The sequence below is a fragment of the Streptomyces sp. NRRL F-4489 genome (assembly GCF_001509485.1).
In the GTDB taxonomy this organism is placed as follows: domain Bacteria; phylum Actinomycetota; class Actinomycetes; order Streptomycetales; family Streptomycetaceae; genus Streptomyces.
In genome coordinates this window covers 57,112-75,398 of record NZ_LLZI01000124.1, presented here as the reverse complement: position 1 = coordinate 75,398, position 18,287 = coordinate 57,112, and the positions used below count along the sequence as shown (strand labels likewise).

Sequence of the window (18,287 nt, the reverse complement as noted above, 5' to 3'; positions counted from 1 at the left end):
AGGACGCTCAGAGTGACCCGCAAGATCAGCTTCAAGAGAGCCGAACGCGCTGTGCGCGAGTGGCTGGAGACCAAGGTCGGGCGCACCCAGGAGGAGTACGAGCGCGACATCACGCGCTACATCCGCCACTGCGCGGCCCGCGACGTGGACCCTCTGCGAGCCCGGCCCGACACGGCAGCAACGTTCCTTCGTGCTCTGGAAGTTGATTACGGCCTCGCGCCGCGCACGCGTCGGCGGGCGTTCAGCGTGGTCAGTGCCTTCTACACGTACGCGATCCGCTGGCGGTACGCCCGCCAGAACCCGTTCACGGACGTGGCCAAGCCCCAGCCTTCGGGGGAGCCCGCCCTGGGCATGTCGATGGAGGAGTCGGTCGCCGTCCTCACGGAGGCGTTTGACACCTCAGACCGACTCTACGCGCTGGTCACCACATTGCTTTTGCTGGGCCTGCGCATCAGCGAGCTGCTGGGCGCAGACATCGAGGACATCGGCACGGTCGCAGGCCAGCGGGTGCTATGGATCAAGCCGAAGGGTGGTGATGACAAAATCGCCATGCCCTTGCCGGACGCCGCGTTCGCCGCCCTCGACGCCTACCTTGGAGACCGTACGACCGGGCCGATTTTCGTGACCCGTTCCGGTCGTCGGCTCAGCCGATCCGGCGCCTACGACACCATCGTCCGGATGGCCCGCCGGGCAGGTGTCACCCGTCTTTTCCCGCATCTGCTCCGCGCAACGACGACCGTACTCCTGCTCCAGCTCGGCCAGGCGCTGGAGCGCGTGCAGGAGGTCATGCGGCACCGGGACATCAGGACCACCATCGGGTACGACAGGGCGGCCCGGCGGCTCCAGGAGTCGCCTGTGTTCGCGCTGGAGCAGGCGCTCTTCGGGAGGGTCGCCTGAGATGCGTCATACGCCTTCCTACCGCGACCTGGGTCGGACGAACGGCCCCTCGATACAGGCCAGTTGCACCTGCGGGTGGGTGCAGAACCGCCTGGATTGCGGCAGCCAGCTCCGTGCGTACCTCGCCGTCGCCGACCATCTCCGGGAGGAGGCCGCGCTGAATTCACGCAGGCCGGTCGATGCCCCTATTTCTCAACATGACAGGAGAGCAGCATGACATATGACCCGATGGCTCGCCTCGCTGAATTCCATGCGGCTTTCGGAATTGAGAATGAGCGCGACTCCGATGACAAGGAGAACCTCGTGCTGTTGCGCCGAAGACTTGTCGCTGAGGAGGCGGACGAGGTCTGCGTGGAACTGGCCCGTCTGGCGCGGCGGGTGGAGCGCCGCCAGCTCGGGCGCAGCGCCCGAATCGCTCTTGCCAAAGAGTTGGCCGACCTGCTGTACGTCACCTACGGTACAGCTGAGGTTCTGAATATTCCGCTGCCGCAGGTGTTCGAAGAGGTGCACCGCAGTAATTTGAGCAAGCTCGGTCTGGACGGTCGTCCGATCCGTCGTTTCGACGGCAAGGTGCTCAAGGGGCCGAATTACGTGGAGGCCGATGTGGAGCGCGTACTTTTCTCTGCTGCTCCCGGGCAGGAGGCAGCGTGAGCAGCAGGGACAGAATAGTCGAGCGGCTCGACGTGCACTACTCGCGGCAGGAAGCGGTTGATTCCCTTCATCATTGGGCGTCCGTGGTGAAACATTTGGGCGGGGCGGATCGATTCGGGGTGCGAATCGGCCGTCAGGTCCACGTTGCGGGAGCTTGGCAGTGGCCGGTCTATCTGATGGAGTATGCGGACAAGGCGTCTGAACAGGGCCCGCGCGAGATGGCGCGCTGAGTTCGTGGTAATAGCCCCCGCACCGCTTCCGGTGCGGGGGTTTTCTGTACCTCATGGCGGGGCCGCAAACTTAGAATTGCAATGTACTTCGCTCGTCTTCGCCGTAGGAGCCATCGTGGCAAAAAAGTACGCCAGGCCAAAGCCGCTCCCCGCGCGCGGGAGTAACTTCGAAAACCGCAGCCCGTATACCAAGCGCCAGATCGAGCGACTCCAGTACCAAGCACGGAAAAACGCCAGCCCAAAAATTCAGGAGCGCCTGGCGGCCTTCGAGGACGGCGACACCGCGGCACTGTTCACCTTCTCGACATACCCTGACCACACGGTCAACCCGGAGCGCCCGCGAACGGTGGCCGCAGGCTATGACTACAAGACACACACCCTGCGCATCCAGTTCCGGAATGGTGAGCAGGGCAGGGGGCGTCCAGGAGGTCCGGTGTACGAGTACTACCGGGTCTCCGAGAGCCAGTGGCGGCACGTCCGTAAGGCCACGTCCGAGGGACGGTACATCAACAGCACCTTGAGGAATCATCCGTACCGTCGAATTTCCTAGGAGGTGCGATGTCGCCTGAAATAATTGCGGCGTTCTTCGGCGGCGGCGGCATTGCCTCTCTGGCTACCTGGGCCACCGTTTGGCAGGCCAGGCGCTCAGCCGCCCAGCAGGAGCAGCGCGACCTCCGGGAAGAGCAGGAGGCTGCGCTCCTTCAGCTGCGGCGCTATGTGCGAGAGCTGGAGGAGCTGTTGCGCTACTACCGGGAATCCAGCATTGACTATTCAGTGCAGCTCCGCTCCCACGGTATCGACCCGCAGACGACTGCACGTATGCCCTCGTCGCTGCTGAACCAGGAATAACTGATTGGGTCCGGCCCGCGTAAGGATGCGGGTCATGGCCACTAATTTCTTTTGCCGCGTAGTCGGCGTGAACAAGGGGCAGAGACCCTTCTTCATCACTTGGACACAGGAAACGTCCGCGCCTTATCGGCGCAGTGATAGGACATACGTCGTCCGTATTGGGTTCCGGAGAGGCTTGGCGGTTGGCCGGTATACCCGAGTGCTGGCCGACGAGGATGCCGCGATGCGATCGATCTTCCGGATGGTGGGCTGATGGAAGACGAGTTCTACGAGGCCGATGCCACCACGGACGCGGATACGGTGCGCAGGATGGTCGCTGATCTTGCTCTCGATATGGACGACGAGTGGCGGCTGCTTCAGATGCTGGGGGTCGATCGGTGAAGCGGACTTTGAGGGTTTTGCGCGAGCTGGTGCCTGGTCATCGGCTTCGTGATCGTGTCGCCCGCCGGAGCGCAGCGTTGCCGACGGCGGATGTTGCCGAGTGGGCCGACCAGGGGGTCACCCAGGTGTCCCGCGCAGTGGGTGAGCTGCGCAAGAACGTGGACCAGGAGCAGCTTGACCAGGCCGCTGAGGGCCTGGTCGTGGTCGCTGGAACGCTGGAGGAGCTGGCACGCCGGGCTATCGTCCGTCGGTGACGCAGGAGATGTCGAGGCCGCGGTACCGGGCTGCGAACAGGGCGCCTTGGTACATGCGGATGTGCAGTCGGGGCCAGGGCAGAAGACCGGCGACCATGCAGCCGAGCGCGCCGACGGCGGCGTACAGGGGCTGGGACGCGGACCGGACACCGTACTCGGCGGCCGACCGAGACCTGGCGGCGGGATCCTCCAGCGTCGTGAGCGCCGTTGCGCGTGCGATGAGGCGTCCGGTGCGCAGGCTGAGGGCCAGGTAGAGGGGGAGCGACAGCAGGCAGGTGTAGACACCGACCCCCAGCACGACGCGGGCGCCGCCGCCGTCCTGTCCGCCCGCTATGAGTGCGGCAACGACGGCGAGCGCGAGCATCCCGTAGGTGACGACGTAGCAGATGCGGGTCAGAGCCAGGCGCTTGGGGGAGTACGGGGAGTGCAGTTGTGCCTCCTGCCAGGCTGCGTGCCGTTTCTGCTCGACGTATGCGTGGCCGTGTTCCTGCACGTCACGCCATTGGTCGGCCTGTTGCGCCCAGAGTTGTGCTCCAGCTGCCGCCCAGCCTGCTCTTTGCACGTTGTGCACGTTCCCTCCCCGACCCGTTGTGTGCGGGGAAGGCTACAGCAGGGGTGGGTGGCGTGGGTGTTCGGTGAAGGGAAGCGGCTGATTGCCGCCTATCTGGGAGTAACGTTTTTTCTGCTCCGGTTCATAGCCTCGATCTCGATTTCGTGAAATTCGAGGAGCGGGGCTTATGGGTGGAGCGGTCGCGGTGCAAGAAGAAGATGGTGCCGAGAGATTCCCGGAGATCAGCCAGGAGACCGTCGACCAGATCATCGACAAGTTGCTCTTGGTGGTCGACGAGCTGTCCGGGCACCCTCTGAGGCACTATCAGAAACCCCTGGCCCGGCGGATCCTGGAATCGGTGATTCTCGGTGATGCCAGGACCATTACCTCGTGCATGGCCCGGCAGTCCGGCAAGACCGAAACCATAGTCAACACGATCGCCGCAGCGATGATCATGTTCCCGAAGCTCGCTCCAATATTTCCGAACCTGATGGGGCGCTTCGCCGAAGGCGTGTGGGTTGGAGCTTTCGCTCCAGTTGATGACATGGCGGACAACTTGTATTCGAGGTTTGTTACCCGGCTCACCTCCGAGCGGGCCCAGGAGATCATGCAGGACCCCGAGGTCGACGACAAAGTTTCAGGCAAGGGCCGGGAACTGAAGCTGGTCAAGTCGGGGTCACTGGTGCGGAAACAGACATGCCATCCGCGGGCTCAGATCGAGGGACGGACTTACCACGTCGTGCTGGTCGATGAGGCGCAGGTCGCTGACGAGCGGGTCATCAACAAGAGCATCTCCCCGATGCTCGCCAGCACTCGCGGGACGATGGTCCTCACCGGCACGCCGACCTATTTCAAGGGCATCTTCTACAAGATCATTCAGCAGAATAGGCGCTTGGCTAATCGTCGAGGGCAGCGGCAGAACCACTTTGAGGCCACCTGGAAGGACGTCGCCAAGGCGCACCCCGACTACGGCGTCTACATCGAGGCCGAGAAGCTCAAGATCGGTGAGGACTCGGACGAGTTCAAATTGAGCTACCGACTCATCTGGATGCTGGACCGAGGAATGCTCACGACCGGGGAGAAATTCGAGGCACTATGTGACAGCTCCATGCAGGTGGTCAAGGCCTGGAATCACACGCCAGTCCTCGTAGGCATCGACCCGGCCAGGAAACAGGACGCCACCATTGTCACGGTTACGTGGGTGGATTGGGACCACCCTGACGAGTTCGGGATGTATGAGCACCGAGTCCTCAACTGGCTGGATCTGTCTGGCCTCGAATGGGAGGAGCAGTACTACCGAATCGTCGACTGGCTGAGCGCGTACAACATATGGGCGATCTGCATCGATGTCGGAGGCGTCGGCGACGTGGTCGCTTCCCGTCTCAAAGTTTTGATGCCGCATGTCGAAATCGTGGAGTGCAACTCGGATCTCGGTGCACAGTCGAAACGCTGGAAACACCTCATGGAATTGATGCGCCAGGGCAAGCTTGCTTGGCCGGGGCATTCGAAGGCGCGGCGTCTTAAGGTGTGGCGGCGCTTCCAGACGCAGATGGAAGATGCGGAACTGCGCTTCCAGGGCCCGAATATCATCGTCGAGGCTCCCGATGAAACCGGCGCCCATGACGACTACGTGGATTCGCTGGCGCTATCAGTGTGGGCATCTGCGGAGATGTCCATGCCGGAGATTCAAACCCAGGAAAATTTCTTCTACCGGTGAGGGAACGTTTGCGCGGATAATCCAGAAAGCCGCCCGCTTTCCTGGAGGATGCATGACCACGCCGCCGGACCCCACCGTCGATGAGCTGAAGCGCCAGATCGCCGCGCTGACGGCAGAAAACGCTCAGCTGAAGGCCGACGCCTCCAAGCTGGCCAAGGAGCGCGACCAGGCGCTCCTTGGCTGGCGACCCACCAACTTCTACGACCTGCAAGGGCGGGCACGCCCCGGCGACCCGTTCCTCACCAAGGGCTGGGCGGCGCTGACTCCCGATACCCGGCCGCCGTCGTACCCCACGCACCTGGCCGGGTCCTTCAATGGCTCTCAGGGCGGGCCCGCTCCGGTGATCACCTTCACCTGGACCACGCCCGCCTCCGGCGCGCCGGCCTCTTACGAACTCCAGCGCCACGAGGGCGAGATCGACGTCAATCCCGCTGACCCCAGCCGGGCCTTCCTCGTACAGCTCGACGGTGGCCTCACCACGTACAAGCTCGACCTCACCGGCCACAAGATCCGAGCACCCCGGTACCGCTTCACCCTGACCGCAATCGACGCCAGCGGACGCCGGTCGACTCCCGCCGTCGCCGTCGTTACGACCTGAGATGGGCGGCTTCCCGTACGAGCACCCGCCGCGGGGCTGGGAGACCAATCCCTGGTGGATTCCTGGCTGGACGGCGCAGCGCCCCATCGGCCACGACCAGGTCCCGACGCAGAAGCCGCAGTTCCCCGAGCACATCGAGCAGGTGAGGCTCGGGGCGACGTACCTGTGGGGGAGTGAGGCAGCGGTCTACCGGGCCAGTGTTCTGGTACGCGCAGCAGCACCTCTGGTCGACACCACTACCGGCATCCGCATCCTTCCCACAACCACGCGTGTGCCGGTCCGTGACGGCCAGCTGGCGATGACCCTTCCAGCTTCCACCGGCCCGTCACTGGCCGCGGCGATCTCGTACTCGGTCTGGGAAGTCATGCCAGCTGGGCGGCAGTTCATGATCCGTGTCCCGTCTGGTGTGGGTGACACTGTCCAGCAGCTCCACGCCCTGGAGGTCGACGAGCCCTATCAGCCGATCCCGGTGCCTCGGCTTACCAGTCGGACGTACGCCTGGACGAGCTGGTGAGCTAGGCAGTGGGATGATGGCCGCATGGTGTATAGGGATCGGCAGGGCACGGAGATCACCCCTGACGAGTGGGCAGCGCTGTGGAACGACATGACGTATCGAGCGGTCGCGTCATCGGCCCCCTCCCACGGAGTCTTGGTTCGGACCGTGTGGGAGGGGGTCGATGACGCGACGGGAGTGGGTTGCATGTTCGCCACGGGAGTCTCGCGTGACGGCGGGAGCACGTGGAGCACCGAGTGCGAGGATGCTCGCACCGAGGGCGACGCCCTTGTCCAGCACGGCGAGGTAGAAACCATGTGGGGCAGTGGGAGGAGTTCAGCATGAGGCTGCTCTCTGTCCGCACGGCTGCGCCGGGCGACGGTCCCCACGTCGCGGCCCTGGCAGGCATCGCGCTCGGTGTTGTCGACGGCTATGCGGACCGGGGGCTCCCCGGCCAGGTCGACGCCGAGGGCGGTCGTATCACGCTGCGGTACGGTCAAGGGATTTGCCGTGTTGCCGTGGACGACCAGGGCCAGGTGGCGGGCATGGTTTATACAGCTCCGCCAATTTCCTGGCTCGACGAATATCCTGCTCCGGCCCGCCCATCCCTGGCCCGGCTGTTCACCAAAATCGAGCTGCTGGCTGTATATGAGGACCACCGTGAGCACGGGTTAGGTGGTGGGCTCCTGGCAGCGGTAGAAGACGAAGAGCGGGAACTGGGCCGCCATCTGCTGGTCGCAAATGTCGCGTTGCGCGACCGGAGCGTCCTGCGGTGGTACAGGCGGCGCGGATACACCATCGCAGCTCCCGGTGAGCCCATCATCGCCAACAGCAATCGCGGGCCGGTGAGTGTGGTCGACACGGGTGACGGCTACGTCCTGGCAGCCAAAGCCCTCCAGTCAGGCTGCTCTCTGAAACGGGCTGAGAGCCACGACCAGAGCGGCATCTTCATCGTCCAGCGTCGGCGTGGCTGACATCGGTTCCAAAGATTGTGGGGGCGGACCCGTTGGGTCCGCCCCCACAACGCTCAACCGCCGTCTTGCCTGCCGGTTTTGTCAGTCGCGTGGTCGTGCGTAGGAGTAGCGGGTGATGCGGTCGCCGTGACACAGGTACTCGCCGTATTCGAGGGTGCGGCCCGACTCGTCCACCAGCCGGTTGTAGCCGACGATGATCGCGGAGGGGCGCTCCGTGATGCCGAGCAGGTCGGCGTCTTCGTCCGAGGCGATGCGCGCCTGGAGCAGTTCGTCGGCGTCCGTCCATGACCGGCCGGTGGCGTCCTCGATGGCCTTGGCGGTGCCTCCGGGAATGCGCTCGGTGCTGAGCAGCTGCGGGACAATTTCTGCGAGTTCGAGGTCGAACCAGCTGGTGGAGGCACTGACTGCGGCGCCGGACTCGGCGTAGGTGACTCGCTGACGCCGGATGGCCTCCTGGCCGGGCTCGATGCCAAGGGCCTGTGCTGCTCGCTCCGAGGCGGGCTCGATCCGGGCAGAGAGGATCTTGGCGTACTGTCCCTTGGGATAGATGCGGCCGGTGATCTCTACTGCCCGCGTGCGGTCGTAGGCGGAGTGGTGCAGGGTCTTGGTGGTGACGATGGTGCCGACGCCCTGACGGGAGGTCACCAAGCCCTCGGCGCGCAGCACGCCAAGGACCTTTGTCGCGGTGGACCGGCTGATTCCCCAGTCCCGCTCCAGCTGGCGCTCGCTGGGTACGACGTCTCCGTCTGCGAGCGCCCCCGTGATGATCTGTTCTCGCAGGTGGGTGACCACCTGCATGTAGGGCGGCAGTGGGCGCGTGATCTCTGGGCTCACGGCGTTCCTCCTCAACTGGTGGACTAGGCCACAAACATGATAGGGCATCAGCCTTGACAGTGGCCTGTGGCCTACGCCACTATGGAGGGGTGAGTTACTCAGCGCATTTGGCTCATCACGCCAGATGCGCCATTGTGATCCGCCTCCACCTACGGAAGGCAGGAACATGAAGACCATCGTCGCCCGCGTCTGGCGCGCACTGCGAGGACCGATGCAGTGGCGCATCCTCTGGCTCGCCCACGCGAAATACATGGTGGGCGTGACCGGCGTAGTCCGTGACCACGAAGGCCGGGTGCTCCTGCTCCGCCACCGTATGTGGCCGCAAGACCGGCCCTGGGGCCTGCCGACCGGCTACGCGACCCGGGGCGAGGACTTCGCCGACACGGTGGTGCGAGAGGTCCACGAGGAGACCGGCCTGGACGTGAAAACCGGCCGCCTCATCCACCTCAAGAGCGGATACAAACTGCGCGTCGAGGTGGCATACGAGGCCACCCTCGTCGGCGGGACCCTCAAGATCGACAGCAGCGAGATTCTGGAGGCGCAATGGTGCACCCCGACCTCTCTCCCCGCAGGACTTCAGCCCTCCCACCGGGAACTGATCCTCGGAGAAACCGGGAACTGACTCCCGGCGAAACCCTCACCGGCGCGCAGGTTGGCCCTCTGCTGGACGCCCTGTCCAACCTGCGCGCCAACCCACTCGCCTACGCCGCAGAGCAGCACCCCGACCACGAGTTCCTGCCGCTGACGACGGTCATCCGCACATGGGAGCAGCAGGGCGTGGACTGCGCTGCGTGGCACACCGGCTACGCGGACCTCACCACCCGCTACGGAGACCTCGGGCTGACCCAGTTTCTCCCCCCGGACCGGTTCTTGGTCGCCGTCAGCTCCACCCGGCAGCAGGCATTCGGCGGATTCCACCACCCGAACCAGGGATACCGGCATCTGCAAATGGTGGCGCTCGTGACCGCGTACGGGGACATGAACGCCGAACCGTCCGAGCTGGCAGTGCTGGATCTGCTGCGCGGGTACGCCCACGATTGCCTGCACTACGGCAGTGCCCGCCGATACCAGTGGCGTGACGGTGAGGTGGTGCGCACCCAGTACGGCATCAACTACCGTTCGGCGGAAGGGAGATCGTACTCGGCGCGGGACAAAGAGGGTGCCGAAAGTACGAGGAACCTGGGTGTCGTGATGGAGGGGGCTTGCGACCGAGAGGCGCGGTCCATCACCCGGGCAGCAGCTGACACCCACGCCATCACCGAGCCAGCCGGGCTCGACCGGTATGCCTACCGGGACGTGACCGGCAGCCTCACCGAGGGCGACGTCGCGGCACTGGCCGCCGGAGTACCGGGGGAGGGCCCCGAGCACACCTTGTACCTCAGCAGCATGGGCCGGTACCAGGCAACCGTAAACGGGCGCTACGGGCGCTTCCTCGACCGGATCGGCGGGCCGGAGGCATCCGGCCTGCACAGCACCATCCTCGCAGCCATGATCAGCGGTGACATGCGAGGGCTGTGCGCCTGGCTCGACGGCAGATTCGGACCCGGAGCTTTCGCCGCGCTGTTCATGACCCCGAGCTACCTGGCCCTCGCCAGCTAACGCTGACGGCCCACCAACAACAAAAAACGAGCAGGGCGGTGAACCATCACCGCCCTGCTCTGCGTTCTCACCGGCCCACATCGCTCGATAACACAATGGGGCCAATACCTCAATCATGAAAGAGAGTGCTCATCCACGATTGAGGTACCGATATGCCCTCCAGCCCACTCGCACCGGTCCCGGACGTCGCCGAAAGGGGGCGGGCCGAGTACACGAATAAGACCGGCTCCAACGCTGCACGCAAGGGCCGCCTGCGCTTCGAAGAAGGAATCGGAACTGACACAGATGTCCCGCATGATTTTGGGGTGGGAGTTCTCTCCGGCTACGAGACCGCTCCGGGACGCCCGAATCACAATAAGGTCGTCTGGAAGAAGCCGTCCGAGGAAACCCTCAAGGCCCGCGCCCATGTCGGCTCGGCCTCCTGGCCGGAGGCGCCGGAATATCTCCAGCCCTTCGCCGACGGCGCGGGGTCCGGAGCGGAGTTGAAGTTCCAGGCGGCCATCCGTGATGGTAGCCACCAGTTCCGCAAGAACTACGCGACGATTACCGAGTAGCAAACGCACACCCGGGAAACCCTCGCCTCGCCTCAGCAAGACGAGGCGAGGGTTTTCTTCACTCCCGCGCCTAACAGATATCGCGCAGCGGCCTCAAGAATGTACGCATCTGATGTCGAACGATGTGAGTGAGGCCGTATGTCGTCGGTTGCGTTCTATCCTCCGGCCATGCGAGCTGCCGCTTCCGATCTCGCCATTTCCATCTCGCCGCTGGGGCTGGTCGAACTCAGCGACGAAGAATTCGAGGTTCACGGGCAGCGTCTGAGCCGCTACTCCACCAACTGGGCATTCTATCTCGGTTTCCACCACTCGTATCGACGCGAGGCCGGAGAAACCCAGAACGCGATCAACTACACAGGCGCGCTGTGCCGCTACGTCAATCATTTCGTGTTCGGGCGCGGCATCCAGTTCGAAACCAAGAAGAAGTTCGACCACATCATCCCAGCCCTCTTGCGGCGAGCCTGGGAAGAGGACAACGACAAGAAGTCGATTCTCTACGAGATAGGCGAAAACGGCGGAGTCACCGGAGACGCCTTCGTGAAAGTCGCCTACGAAGAGGCTTGGGAAGACAAGGCTGGGCGCCAGCATCCCGGGAGGGTCAGGATCCTTCCCCTCTCCAGTGCCCATGTTTTTCCGGAATACCATCCGCATGACCGAGACAAGCTGACCCGCGTCAAGATCAAGTACAAGTTCTGGGGCACTTCGACCGACGGCACCAGGACCACATATACATACACTGAAATCCTGACGGACGATCGGATATCGGAGTACATCAACGACGACCTGGTGGACGACCGACCCAACCCGATCGGCGTTATCCCGATCGTGCATATTCGCAACATCGCCGTCTCCGGCTCGCCCTGGGGGAAAAGCGACCTCGACGACATCATCCCCCTCAACCGCGAATACAACAACATCACGAACGCCATCGCGGATATCATCAACTACCACGCAGCCCCGGTCACCATCATCACCGGCGCCAAGGCCACGAACCTCGAAAAGGGACCCAAAAAGGTCTGGGGCGGCCTACCCAAGGATGCAAGCGTATTCAACCTTGAATCTGCCGTGAACCTCCAGGGACCGCTTGAGTACCTGGGGATCCTGAAGAACAGCATGCACGAGCTGAGCGGCGTCCCCGAGACCGCTCTCGGCAAGGCGCAGCCGGTGTCGAATACATCAGGCGTGGCGCTCGCAATCCAACATTTCCCCTTGGTCCAGCGGGCCAGCCTCAAACAAATGCAATACGGCAGCGGCTTCAAGCGGATCAACGACCTGGTCCTCCTCACCCTCTACACGTACGAGCCGGAAACCCGCGCCTACGACCCCGTCACCGAGGGCATCAAGAAGGACCCCAGCCAGCCGACCATCATCGATGTCCACGACCCCGAGGCGTACCAGGCCGACGTCGTCTGGCCCAGTCCGCTGCCTGTTGACAACATCGTCAAACTCAATGAAATCCAGCTGAAGATGGCTCTCGGCTTGGAGAGCAAACGTTCCGCCCTCAACGAACTCGGTGTCGAATTTCCCGACGAGAAGCTGCGGGAAATCGAGGAAGAGCAGAGGCAGGATGTCATGGCCCAGGGAGCCTTGGACTTTATCAAGGCGTCCATTGACGCTGGTATTTTCGAAGCCGCGGGCATCCCGCCGGAGAAGCCGCACACTGACAACAAGGTCGCTCCGGCAAAGCCAGCGGGAAGCCCTGATGATTCGGGATTCTCTCTGAAACTCGGGATGGACGCCAAAAAAATATTCGACAGCGTTGTGACCATGGCGCACAACCCAAAGGACCAGCGCAGTCCGCAGAACTCCGAATCCGAGCAAGACAGTTGATGACGTGAGGATGTAGCCATGCCGAACACCGAACCGACCGCCCCGGCCTCTTCCGCTCCGCAGACGTCCGAGCCGACCGGGGAGACCATCACCGTAATGGTCCCTCCTCCGGAGCAGGGTATCGAGGCGCCAAAGGCGCTCACCGAGGACGACATCGCCCGAGCGCGCCAGCAGGAACGCGAAACGCTCACGAACCGCCTTGAGTCGCAGCAGGAAGTACTGGACAAGCTGGCGACGGATCTACAGCAGCGCGAGGCAAAGCGCAAGGCGGACGAGGAGGCGGCTGCCGAGGCGCAGCGTGTCGCCGAGGAAGAGGCCGAGCGAAAGCGACGGTCCGAGCTGACTGCGAAAACCCTTCTTGCTGAAAAGGAAAAGGAGTGGGAAGCCAAGCTGGCCGATCTCCAGAAGCAGATTGCTGAGCGGGATGCCCTGGCTGCCAAGGAGCGGGAATTTGCGGAGCTTCAGAGCTACCGATCGGCCGCGCTGGCGCAGGCGGCCGACAATATCGCCCCCGAGTTGCAGGACCTGGTGACGGGAAACACCAAGGAGGAGATCGACGAGTCGATCGCCGCCATGGCCGCCAAGTCGGCCGCCATTGTGCAGAGCATCCAGGCCGCCCAGACCCAGGCCCGTGCCCAGATGCGGGGCACCCAGCCCACTGGCTACGGCATCGGGCCCGGCGGTGCCATGGGAGACACCCGCCAGCTCTCCGTGGAGGAGATATCGACGATGCCGATGTCTCGGTGGGCAGAGGTACGAAAGCAGATCCCTGGCATTGCATCGTCGTCCGGTGACCGCGGAATGTTCGGCTGAAGAATATGACACCCATCTTTCTGTTCATGAGAGGTGGGTGTCCTTGTGTTTGTACCTATTCGGGTAACAGATTATTCCGCGGGCCGATCACACTAAATCTGGACGGCAGCGTACGCCTTGGCGGATCCAGACACGGTGTGCCAGTTAGAGCGTAAGACCGGTCTTTATCGTCTACACCAGGAGGACACGATATGCCATCTGCGATCACTGGTACTGGCCAGCTCGGTGCGAACCCGACTGCCTACCCTGGCTCCAACACTCAGCTGACCCCGGCTATCCAGACCATCTGGAGCAAGGAAATCCTGTTCCAGTCGATGCCGATCTTGCGCTACGAGCAGTTCGCTGTGAAGAAGACCGAACTCGGGGTCGCGCCGGGGCTTCAGATCAATTTTATGCGGTACAACAACCTGGAGGGAGCGCGGCAGCTTGTTGAGGGTGTCCGCATGGAAACCCAGGCCCTTTCCGCGAGCCAGTTTTCGATTACGGTCGCGGAGCACGGAGCCGCCGTCGCGGTCTCGGAGCTGCTGCTGAACGCTTCTTTCGACGACGTCATGGCGAGCGCCAGCCGTCTGCTGGGCCGGAATATGGCGATGTACCTGGACGGCCAGTGCCGCGATGTCCTTCTGGGCGCGACGAGCGTTCTTTACGGCCGTGATAAGTTCAAGCCGGGGCAGCCGATCACGAACATGTCACCCTATGACAAGGGACAGAACGCTGTCGGTCGAGACGGTCTCACCGAGCACTTTTTCACCTCGGCCGTCGTCAAGGATGGCGTCGAGACACTTGCCTCGAAGAACATCCCGAGGCTCGGCGATACCTACGTGTGCTTCGTGCACCCGCACCAGAGCCGGTGGCTGCGTGAGGACCCCAGCTGGATCGAGGCGACCAAATACGCGTCCCCTGGGAATTTCTCTCTGGGGGAAATCGGCCGAATCGACGACGTCATTTTCATCGAGACCACACAGGTCCGCCAGGTCACGAACAAGGACGGCAAGACCGTCTACCAGTCCTCAATGATCGGGGACAACGCCTTCGGCCATGCGATCTCGCTGCCGGTCGAACTCCGCGACGGCGGTGTGCTCGATTTTGGCCGAGAGCACGCTCTAGCGTGGTACAGCATCTACGGCATGGGGATGATTACGGATCAGTCCGTAGTGACGATCGAGACGAACTGATTCCGCATCTTCGAGAGGAACACAAAAACCCCAGGCGAGCCCTGGGGTTTTTGTGTTCCTAGAGATTCCTCACGGCAGAAGGAGGCCCTCCTGGCCCTCCTGAATGCTGCGAGTAAAGAACCGGTAGTCCTGTTCCGAGACGATCGTCGGCTTGATGGTGGGGTCGTCCGCGTCGTTGGAATCACGGATGGCTACGAATCCGTCAACGAAGGCGACCTCGACGCAATTAGCGCCACTGCCGTTGCTGTAGTCGCTCTTCGTCCACACAGCGTTCGTGAGGTCGACCGACTTCTTCATAGGTATTTTTCCTTGATCAGTTTGATGATGAACTGGCGGCTGCTGTCCGGGTCGAGCGCCTCAGCCTTCAAGTGGCTGATGCAGGTCTCATAGCGTCCGAGGTCGCTGTCGTCCTCCAGGTAGAGGTGAGTCGTCATCGGCTCGACCACCACGACAGGCGGCCCTGCTGGGAAGTGTAGGAGAGTGAAGGCCCCGTCGATACCAGCATGCGGTCCGGCCTCGAATGGCAGCACCTGGATGGTGACGTGCGGGTGCTCGTCCGAGAGGTCCACCAGGTGCTGGAGTTGGGCCTTCATCACCTCCGGGCCGCCAACCTTGCGGTGTAGGGCGGCCTCATCGATGATGCACCAGAGCTGAAGGGGATCATCCCTGTGCAGAGCACGTTGACGCTCCAGCCGCAGGTTGACGTAGTTTCGGATCTCTCGGTTGGACTCCCACTGACGACTGCGCCGAATGATCGCCTCGGCGTACTCCGTGTGCTGGAGGAGGCCGGGGATGATCAGGGTATACACCTCGCTCTTGTGTGCCAGCTCCTCCAGGTGCAGATACTCCGCGAAGGGGTCGGGCAGGGGCCCTTTGAACTGGTTGAGCAGATTTGACCGTTTGCCGCTTGACGCGAGGGTAGCGAGCGTCCGCAACTCCTCTTGGACAGCGGGGTCGTCGACTCCGTATGCCGCGAAGTAGCTCGGCAGGGTACTGAGTGGCACTCGCTGCTTGCCGCTCTCGATCTTGCTCAGTGCGGACTGCCCTGCCAGCCCTATCATCTCGGCTGCATCAGCGAGGGTGAGGGCCCCGTCCTCCCTGTCGGGAAGGGTGACCCGCTTACGTAGGGCCCTGAGCGCCAAGCCGAGTCGGCGCCGATGCACGTTTGGTTGTGCGTCAGTCATCCCGTCTACCTCCCGTAACCACGCAGGGTACCGGCTGTGGAGCGCTTGGCATATGCCAATCTTGCTCGTCGGCACTCTTTCTAGTGAGAGAGCTTGCGAGAAATGTTGCTCGCAAGCAACCATGGCCTCACTGCCGCGACTTGATGGTCCCTGTCTTGGCCACCTGGGCGGGCTCCAGCGGCGGTTGACCTAGGGAGGTCGCTGACTATGTGTCAAATCATGCGCCAGGAGCGGTTCAAGCTCGCCTTCAACGTCGACCCGGCGCGGCTCCGGTCCGTCCGCAAGCTGGTCGCGTCCTACGTGCGCCGGTGGGAGCTGGAGGCTCTCGCGGAGCCTGCCGAGGCGGTGGTGACCGAGCTTCTGACGAACGTTCTGCACCATGCGGACGGATACGCGGTGCTCACGCTTGCGGTAGAAGGCCAGTCCCTTTTCATCACGGTGCGCGATCGGTCCTCCGAACTCCCGGTGCTCGCCGACCCTGGGTGGGCGTCTCTTGGAGGTCGGGGGATGCGCATCGTCGAGCAGCTCTCCGACAAGTGGGAGGCCATACCGGTGGAGAACGGCAAGGACGTCTGCGCCACACTCATCGCACCGGCAGAGTTGCCTGAAGGGCGGCGCTCCTTGGCGAGGTGCTCCGCATGAGTATTCCGACCGAGGTGACGCCGCGTTACTTGGCCGCGGTGGTCAGCCGCCTCTCTACTGCGCCCTGCGCTGTGCGCCACGAGCTGGTCCTCGACTCCCCGAAGGAAGCGCTGCTGTGGCTCGACGCGGTCGTGCAGGAGCTGCTGAGTGGCCTGCCGAGCGAGGCTCGGCGACCAGTGATTCGCGGGCTCCGAGCCTCGCTCGGCAGGCGAGGTGAATGGCTCGATGGGTATACCTCGGCGCCGTACGACACAGTGGGGAAGGGCCCGTCTTTTTGGGTGGTGGGGCGCGTGCGCGAAGTCTCTTGTCTCCGGCTCGACATCCCGTGTCTGCTGCTGGAGGTGGCTCCATGAGCATGCGGTGCCTGTTGGCGACGGCCGTCGAGAGCTATCTGGCGGCCCACCCTCACGAGGGAGACCGGCTCAGCGTGTTGGTGGAGGCGTTGGAGTCTCATCGGCATGCCGATGGTGGGGATGCGGCCTGTGAGCAGTGTCCGATCATCGTGGTGTCGGCAGTGGTGGTCAACGAGTTCCAGGCGGTCCTTCATTTCTGGGACGTCGGGATACGGGACTGGGTCATGCACCAGGAATTCGTCGCGATGGCCGAGTGCGATGCGGAAGACCTTCTTTCGCTGACGTACAGCTCATTGGTGGGGTCGACCGGGCTGGATCAGGTCTGGGTGGCCCCGAAGGATCGGTGCCCCCTGTTGATCGATGTTAGCCGTGTGCGTGCGAATCCGGAGAAATGCCTCCCCGCTCAGGTCGTCTACACCGTCCATTTCCTGTTCCGCACCCTGTCCTCGCAGGTGCCGATAGGGATTCCGGCAGTGCGCAGATGGACACCTCTCCTGAGCCTGGACAATCTGCTGAGGGCCAGGGTGCATCGAGCACTGAGCCTTGTGCCTCGGTGACGTACATCGGGGTCGGGTGTCTCGTCGTGATTTTCCTCTGGCTGTTGGTGAGCTTCGTGGTGAGCGAAATTATCTCTCGGCACGGATATCTCTAGGTGGAGTAATGCACTACCACGGATACATCTGGTCCGGGCATTTTTTGCCTAGCGCCGAAGAACGCCGCGACTCCTCGATCGCGGTACCCCCAATGGTCCGAGGGGAATGGCTCAAAAAGCCGCATGAGCTGCACGCGGGAAGATTTGATGACCCTCATGCTGCTATTAAGTGGTACATGGAGCGGCTCAGTGTCTACAGGCCAGATCCTCGTGGAATTGAGGCGTCCGCATTCGAAGAGACTGCGCGGAGCCGTATGTGGGCGGGACAAGATGTCATGACCCAATACGTCTCTGACCGAGAGAAGTACGTGCACATCGCGTTGATCGCATGTCCTCGTACAGGCTCTGCCTGTCCGTACGAGCACGACGAAGAGAAAAGAGGGGCATGGAGTGAAGGTCGAGTTCTGCAAGGAATGTGAGGGCAAAAAGCGGATCATCACTATTCAGCGAGGGAAAGTCGTGACCATTATTTGTCGGTCTTGCAAGGGGTCGGGGTATCAGAAGTCGGGCTCGTAGGTAGGGGGACGGTGATGGGTGACGATTGGGATGTCCAGGGGAGTGTTCTGTATTCTTGCTGGTTCTGTACCTGTCTAGTCCCCATCAGTCGTCTCGGAATTTCCCGGTTTATGACGGACTATCGAAAAGCACTGACAATGAGTTGCCTGGACCTGGCCCAGTGCACGGTTCGTAGCTGGTGTCAGAGTTCTAAATACGATGCTGCAAAACTCTGTGACGCTAAGTGTGAGGCAGCGCTCGGTGACGACCCAGCGATTTTTCGGTGTGCGGTTTGTCATGTGCCACGGCGGTACGACCAGATTGAGGTCTGGATTTACCACGACGACTACACCGGCGCTGTAAATATCACGCCCGCCTGCATAGATGAAGACGAGTGTGAAGAAAATCAGGCGTCTGCCAAGTGACCGGGGGATGGCAGTGGCTCGGGGTAAGGGTTCCGGTAAATGTGAGACGTGCCAAGGGTGGTTAGCTCTAGCGCTTCAGGCCGAGAGGGATTTCTCTCGTGACGTAGGGGTGGGTCGGTACTGGAGAGGACTGATTG

General features: G+C 62.7%; 23 protein-coding genes. 19 read left to right on the top strand and 4 right to left on the bottom strand.

What is annotated here, in order from left to right; translation table 11 throughout:
• The first annotated feature begins 12 nt into the window (after positions 1–12).
• The 6 genes from ADL22_RS12545 (at position 13) to ADL22_RS36645 (ending at position 3,008) form a co-directional block, all read left to right on the top strand.
• Entirely contained in the window at positions 13–897 is an 885-nt protein-coding gene (locus ADL22_RS12545; RefSeq protein ID WP_066977256.1) for a tyrosine-type recombinase/integrase, read from the top strand.
• Between the two features lie 213 nt (positions 898–1,110).
• The gene (locus ADL22_RS12540) at positions 1,111–1,548 is read left to right on the top strand and encodes a MazG nucleotide pyrophosphohydrolase domain-containing protein (RefSeq protein WP_066977253.1); all 438 of its coding nucleotides are present in this window, start codon (positions 1,111–1,113) and stop codon (positions 1,546–1,548) included.
• On the top strand, positions 1,545–1,778 hold the full coding sequence (locus ADL22_RS35300) for a hypothetical protein (RefSeq protein WP_066977250.1): 234 nt from the start codon (positions 1,545–1,547) through the stop codon (positions 1,776–1,778). The genes ADL22_RS12540 and ADL22_RS35300 overlap by 4 nt, the downstream gene beginning before the upstream one ends.
• Before the next feature lie 115 nt (positions 1,779–1,893).
• Positions 1,894–2,328: a KTSC domain-containing protein gene (locus ADL22_RS33820; protein ID WP_159048639.1), complete on the top strand. Its 435-nt coding sequence runs from the start codon at positions 1,894–1,896 to the stop codon at positions 2,326–2,328.
• Between the two features lie 8 nt (positions 2,329–2,336).
• Positions 2,337–2,627, top strand: a complete 291-nt coding sequence (locus ADL22_RS12530) for a hypothetical protein (protein WP_066977247.1) — start codon at positions 2,337–2,339, stop codon at positions 2,625–2,627.
• A 252-nt stretch (positions 2,628–2,879) separates the two neighbouring features.
• The gene (locus ADL22_RS36645) at positions 2,880–3,008 is read left to right on the top strand and encodes a hypothetical protein (RefSeq protein ID WP_267890159.1); all 129 of its coding nucleotides are present in this window, start codon (positions 2,880–2,882) and stop codon (positions 3,006–3,008) included.
• Positions 3,009–3,245: 237 nt separating this feature from the next.
• Here the strand turns inward: ADL22_RS36645 and ADL22_RS12520 are convergent, their stop codons facing one another.
• Positions 3,246–3,833 carry a hypothetical protein gene (locus ADL22_RS12520; RefSeq protein ID WP_159048638.1) on the bottom strand — a complete coding sequence of 196 codons (588 nt, stop codon included), beginning with the start codon at positions 3,831–3,833 and terminating at the stop codon, positions 3,246–3,248.
• A gap of 166 nt (positions 3,834–3,999) precedes the next feature.
• Here ADL22_RS12520 and ADL22_RS12515 point away from each other — a divergent pair, with 166 nt between their 5' ends.
• The 4 genes from ADL22_RS12515 to ADL22_RS12495 all read left to right on the top strand — a co-directional run bounded on the left by ADL22_RS12515 (position 4,000) and on the right by ADL22_RS12495 (position 7,594).
• Positions 4,000–5,529, top strand: coding sequence for a terminase large subunit domain-containing protein (locus ADL22_RS12515; RefSeq protein WP_066977236.1), 1,530 nt, complete (start codon positions 4,000–4,002; stop codon positions 5,527–5,529).
• Between the two features lie 52 nt (positions 5,530–5,581).
• Complete coding sequence (locus tag ADL22_RS12510; protein WP_066977233.1) at positions 5,582–6,127, top strand: bZIP transcription factor; 546 nt, start codon at positions 5,582–5,584, stop codon at positions 6,125–6,127.
• Position 6,128: 1 nt separating this feature from the next.
• Positions 6,129–6,641 carry a hypothetical protein gene (locus tag ADL22_RS12505; protein ID WP_066977228.1) on the top strand — a complete coding sequence of 171 codons (513 nt, stop codon included), beginning with the start codon at positions 6,129–6,131 and terminating at the stop codon, positions 6,639–6,641.
• A gap of 320 nt (positions 6,642–6,961) precedes the next feature.
• Positions 6,962–7,594 (top strand): GNAT family N-acetyltransferase, encoded by a 633-nt coding sequence (locus ADL22_RS12495; RefSeq protein ID WP_159048637.1) that lies wholly within the window; start codon positions 6,962–6,964, stop codon positions 7,592–7,594.
• A gap of 81 nt (positions 7,595–7,675) precedes the next feature.
• On the opposite strand, the gene ADL22_RS12490 is transcribed toward ADL22_RS12495, so the two are convergent.
• Positions 7,676–8,428 carry a GntR family transcriptional regulator gene (locus ADL22_RS12490; RefSeq protein WP_066977220.1) on the bottom strand — a complete coding sequence of 251 codons (753 nt, stop codon included), beginning with the start codon at positions 8,426–8,428 and terminating at the stop codon, positions 7,676–7,678.
• A gap of 166 nt (positions 8,429–8,594) precedes the next feature.
• On the opposite strand from ADL22_RS12490, the gene ADL22_RS12485 reads away from it, so the two are divergent.
• The 6 genes from ADL22_RS12485 to ADL22_RS12460 all read left to right on the top strand — a co-directional run bounded on the left by ADL22_RS12485 (position 8,595) and on the right by ADL22_RS12460 (position 14,399).
• Positions 8,595–9,050, top strand: a complete 456-nt coding sequence (locus tag ADL22_RS12485) for an NUDIX domain-containing protein (RefSeq protein ID WP_066977217.1) — start codon at positions 8,595–8,597, stop codon at positions 9,048–9,050.
• Positions 8,972–10,027 (top strand): hypothetical protein, encoded by a 1,056-nt coding sequence (locus tag ADL22_RS12480; protein WP_234430665.1) that lies wholly within the window; start codon positions 8,972–8,974, stop codon positions 10,025–10,027. The genes ADL22_RS12485 and ADL22_RS12480 overlap by 79 nt, the downstream gene beginning before the upstream one ends.
• A gap of 152 nt (positions 10,028–10,179) precedes the next feature.
• Entirely contained in the window at positions 10,180–10,581 is a 402-nt protein-coding gene (locus tag ADL22_RS35295) for a hypothetical protein (RefSeq protein ID WP_159048636.1), read from the top strand.
• A gap of 168 nt (positions 10,582–10,749) precedes the next feature.
• The gene (locus tag ADL22_RS12470) at positions 10,750–12,411 is read left to right on the top strand and encodes a phage portal protein (protein ID WP_199836280.1); all 1,662 of its coding nucleotides are present in this window, start codon (positions 10,750–10,752) and stop codon (positions 12,409–12,411) included.
• An 18-nt stretch (positions 12,412–12,429) separates the two neighbouring features.
• Positions 12,430–13,224: a hypothetical protein gene (locus tag ADL22_RS12465; RefSeq protein ID WP_066977212.1), complete on the top strand. Its 795-nt coding sequence runs from the start codon at positions 12,430–12,432 to the stop codon at positions 13,222–13,224.
• A 191-nt stretch (positions 13,225–13,415) separates the two neighbouring features.
• Positions 13,416–14,399 carry a N4-gp56 family major capsid protein gene (locus tag ADL22_RS12460; protein WP_066977209.1) on the top strand — a complete coding sequence of 328 codons (984 nt, stop codon included), beginning with the start codon at positions 13,416–13,418 and terminating at the stop codon, positions 14,397–14,399.
• A 69-nt stretch (positions 14,400–14,468) separates the two neighbouring features.
• On the opposite strand, the gene ADL22_RS12455 is transcribed toward ADL22_RS12460, so the two are convergent.
• Both ADL22_RS12455 and ADL22_RS12450 read right to left on the bottom strand, forming a co-directional pair.
• On the bottom strand, positions 14,469–14,696 hold the full coding sequence (locus ADL22_RS12455; RefSeq protein WP_066977206.1) for a DUF397 domain-containing protein: 228 nt from the start codon (positions 14,694–14,696) through the stop codon (positions 14,469–14,471).
• Positions 14,693–15,583 carry a helix-turn-helix domain-containing protein gene (locus ADL22_RS12450; RefSeq protein ID WP_066977203.1) on the bottom strand — a complete coding sequence of 297 codons (891 nt, stop codon included), beginning with the start codon at positions 15,581–15,583 and terminating at the stop codon, positions 14,693–14,695. The genes ADL22_RS12455 and ADL22_RS12450 overlap by 4 nt, the downstream gene beginning before the upstream one ends.
• Before the next feature lie 219 nt (positions 15,584–15,802).
• Here ADL22_RS12450 and ADL22_RS12445 point away from each other — a divergent pair, with 219 nt between their 5' ends.
• The 3 genes from ADL22_RS12445 to ADL22_RS12435 are packed head-to-tail and all read left to right on the top strand — an operon-like array spanning position 15,803 to position 17,135.
• Positions 15,803–16,225, top strand: a complete 423-nt coding sequence (locus ADL22_RS12445) for an ATP-binding protein (protein WP_159048635.1) — start codon at positions 15,803–15,805, stop codon at positions 16,223–16,225.
• Complete coding sequence (locus ADL22_RS12440) at positions 16,222–16,578, top strand: hypothetical protein (RefSeq protein ID WP_066977197.1); 357 nt, start codon at positions 16,222–16,224, stop codon at positions 16,576–16,578. The genes ADL22_RS12445 and ADL22_RS12440 overlap by 4 nt, the downstream gene beginning before the upstream one ends.
• Entirely contained in the window at positions 16,575–17,135 is a 561-nt protein-coding gene (locus ADL22_RS12435) for a hypothetical protein (RefSeq protein WP_066977193.1), read from the top strand. Before ADL22_RS12440 ends, ADL22_RS12435 begins: the two co-directional genes overlap by 4 nt.
• The last annotated feature ends 1,152 nt before the right edge of the window (positions 17,136–18,287 follow it).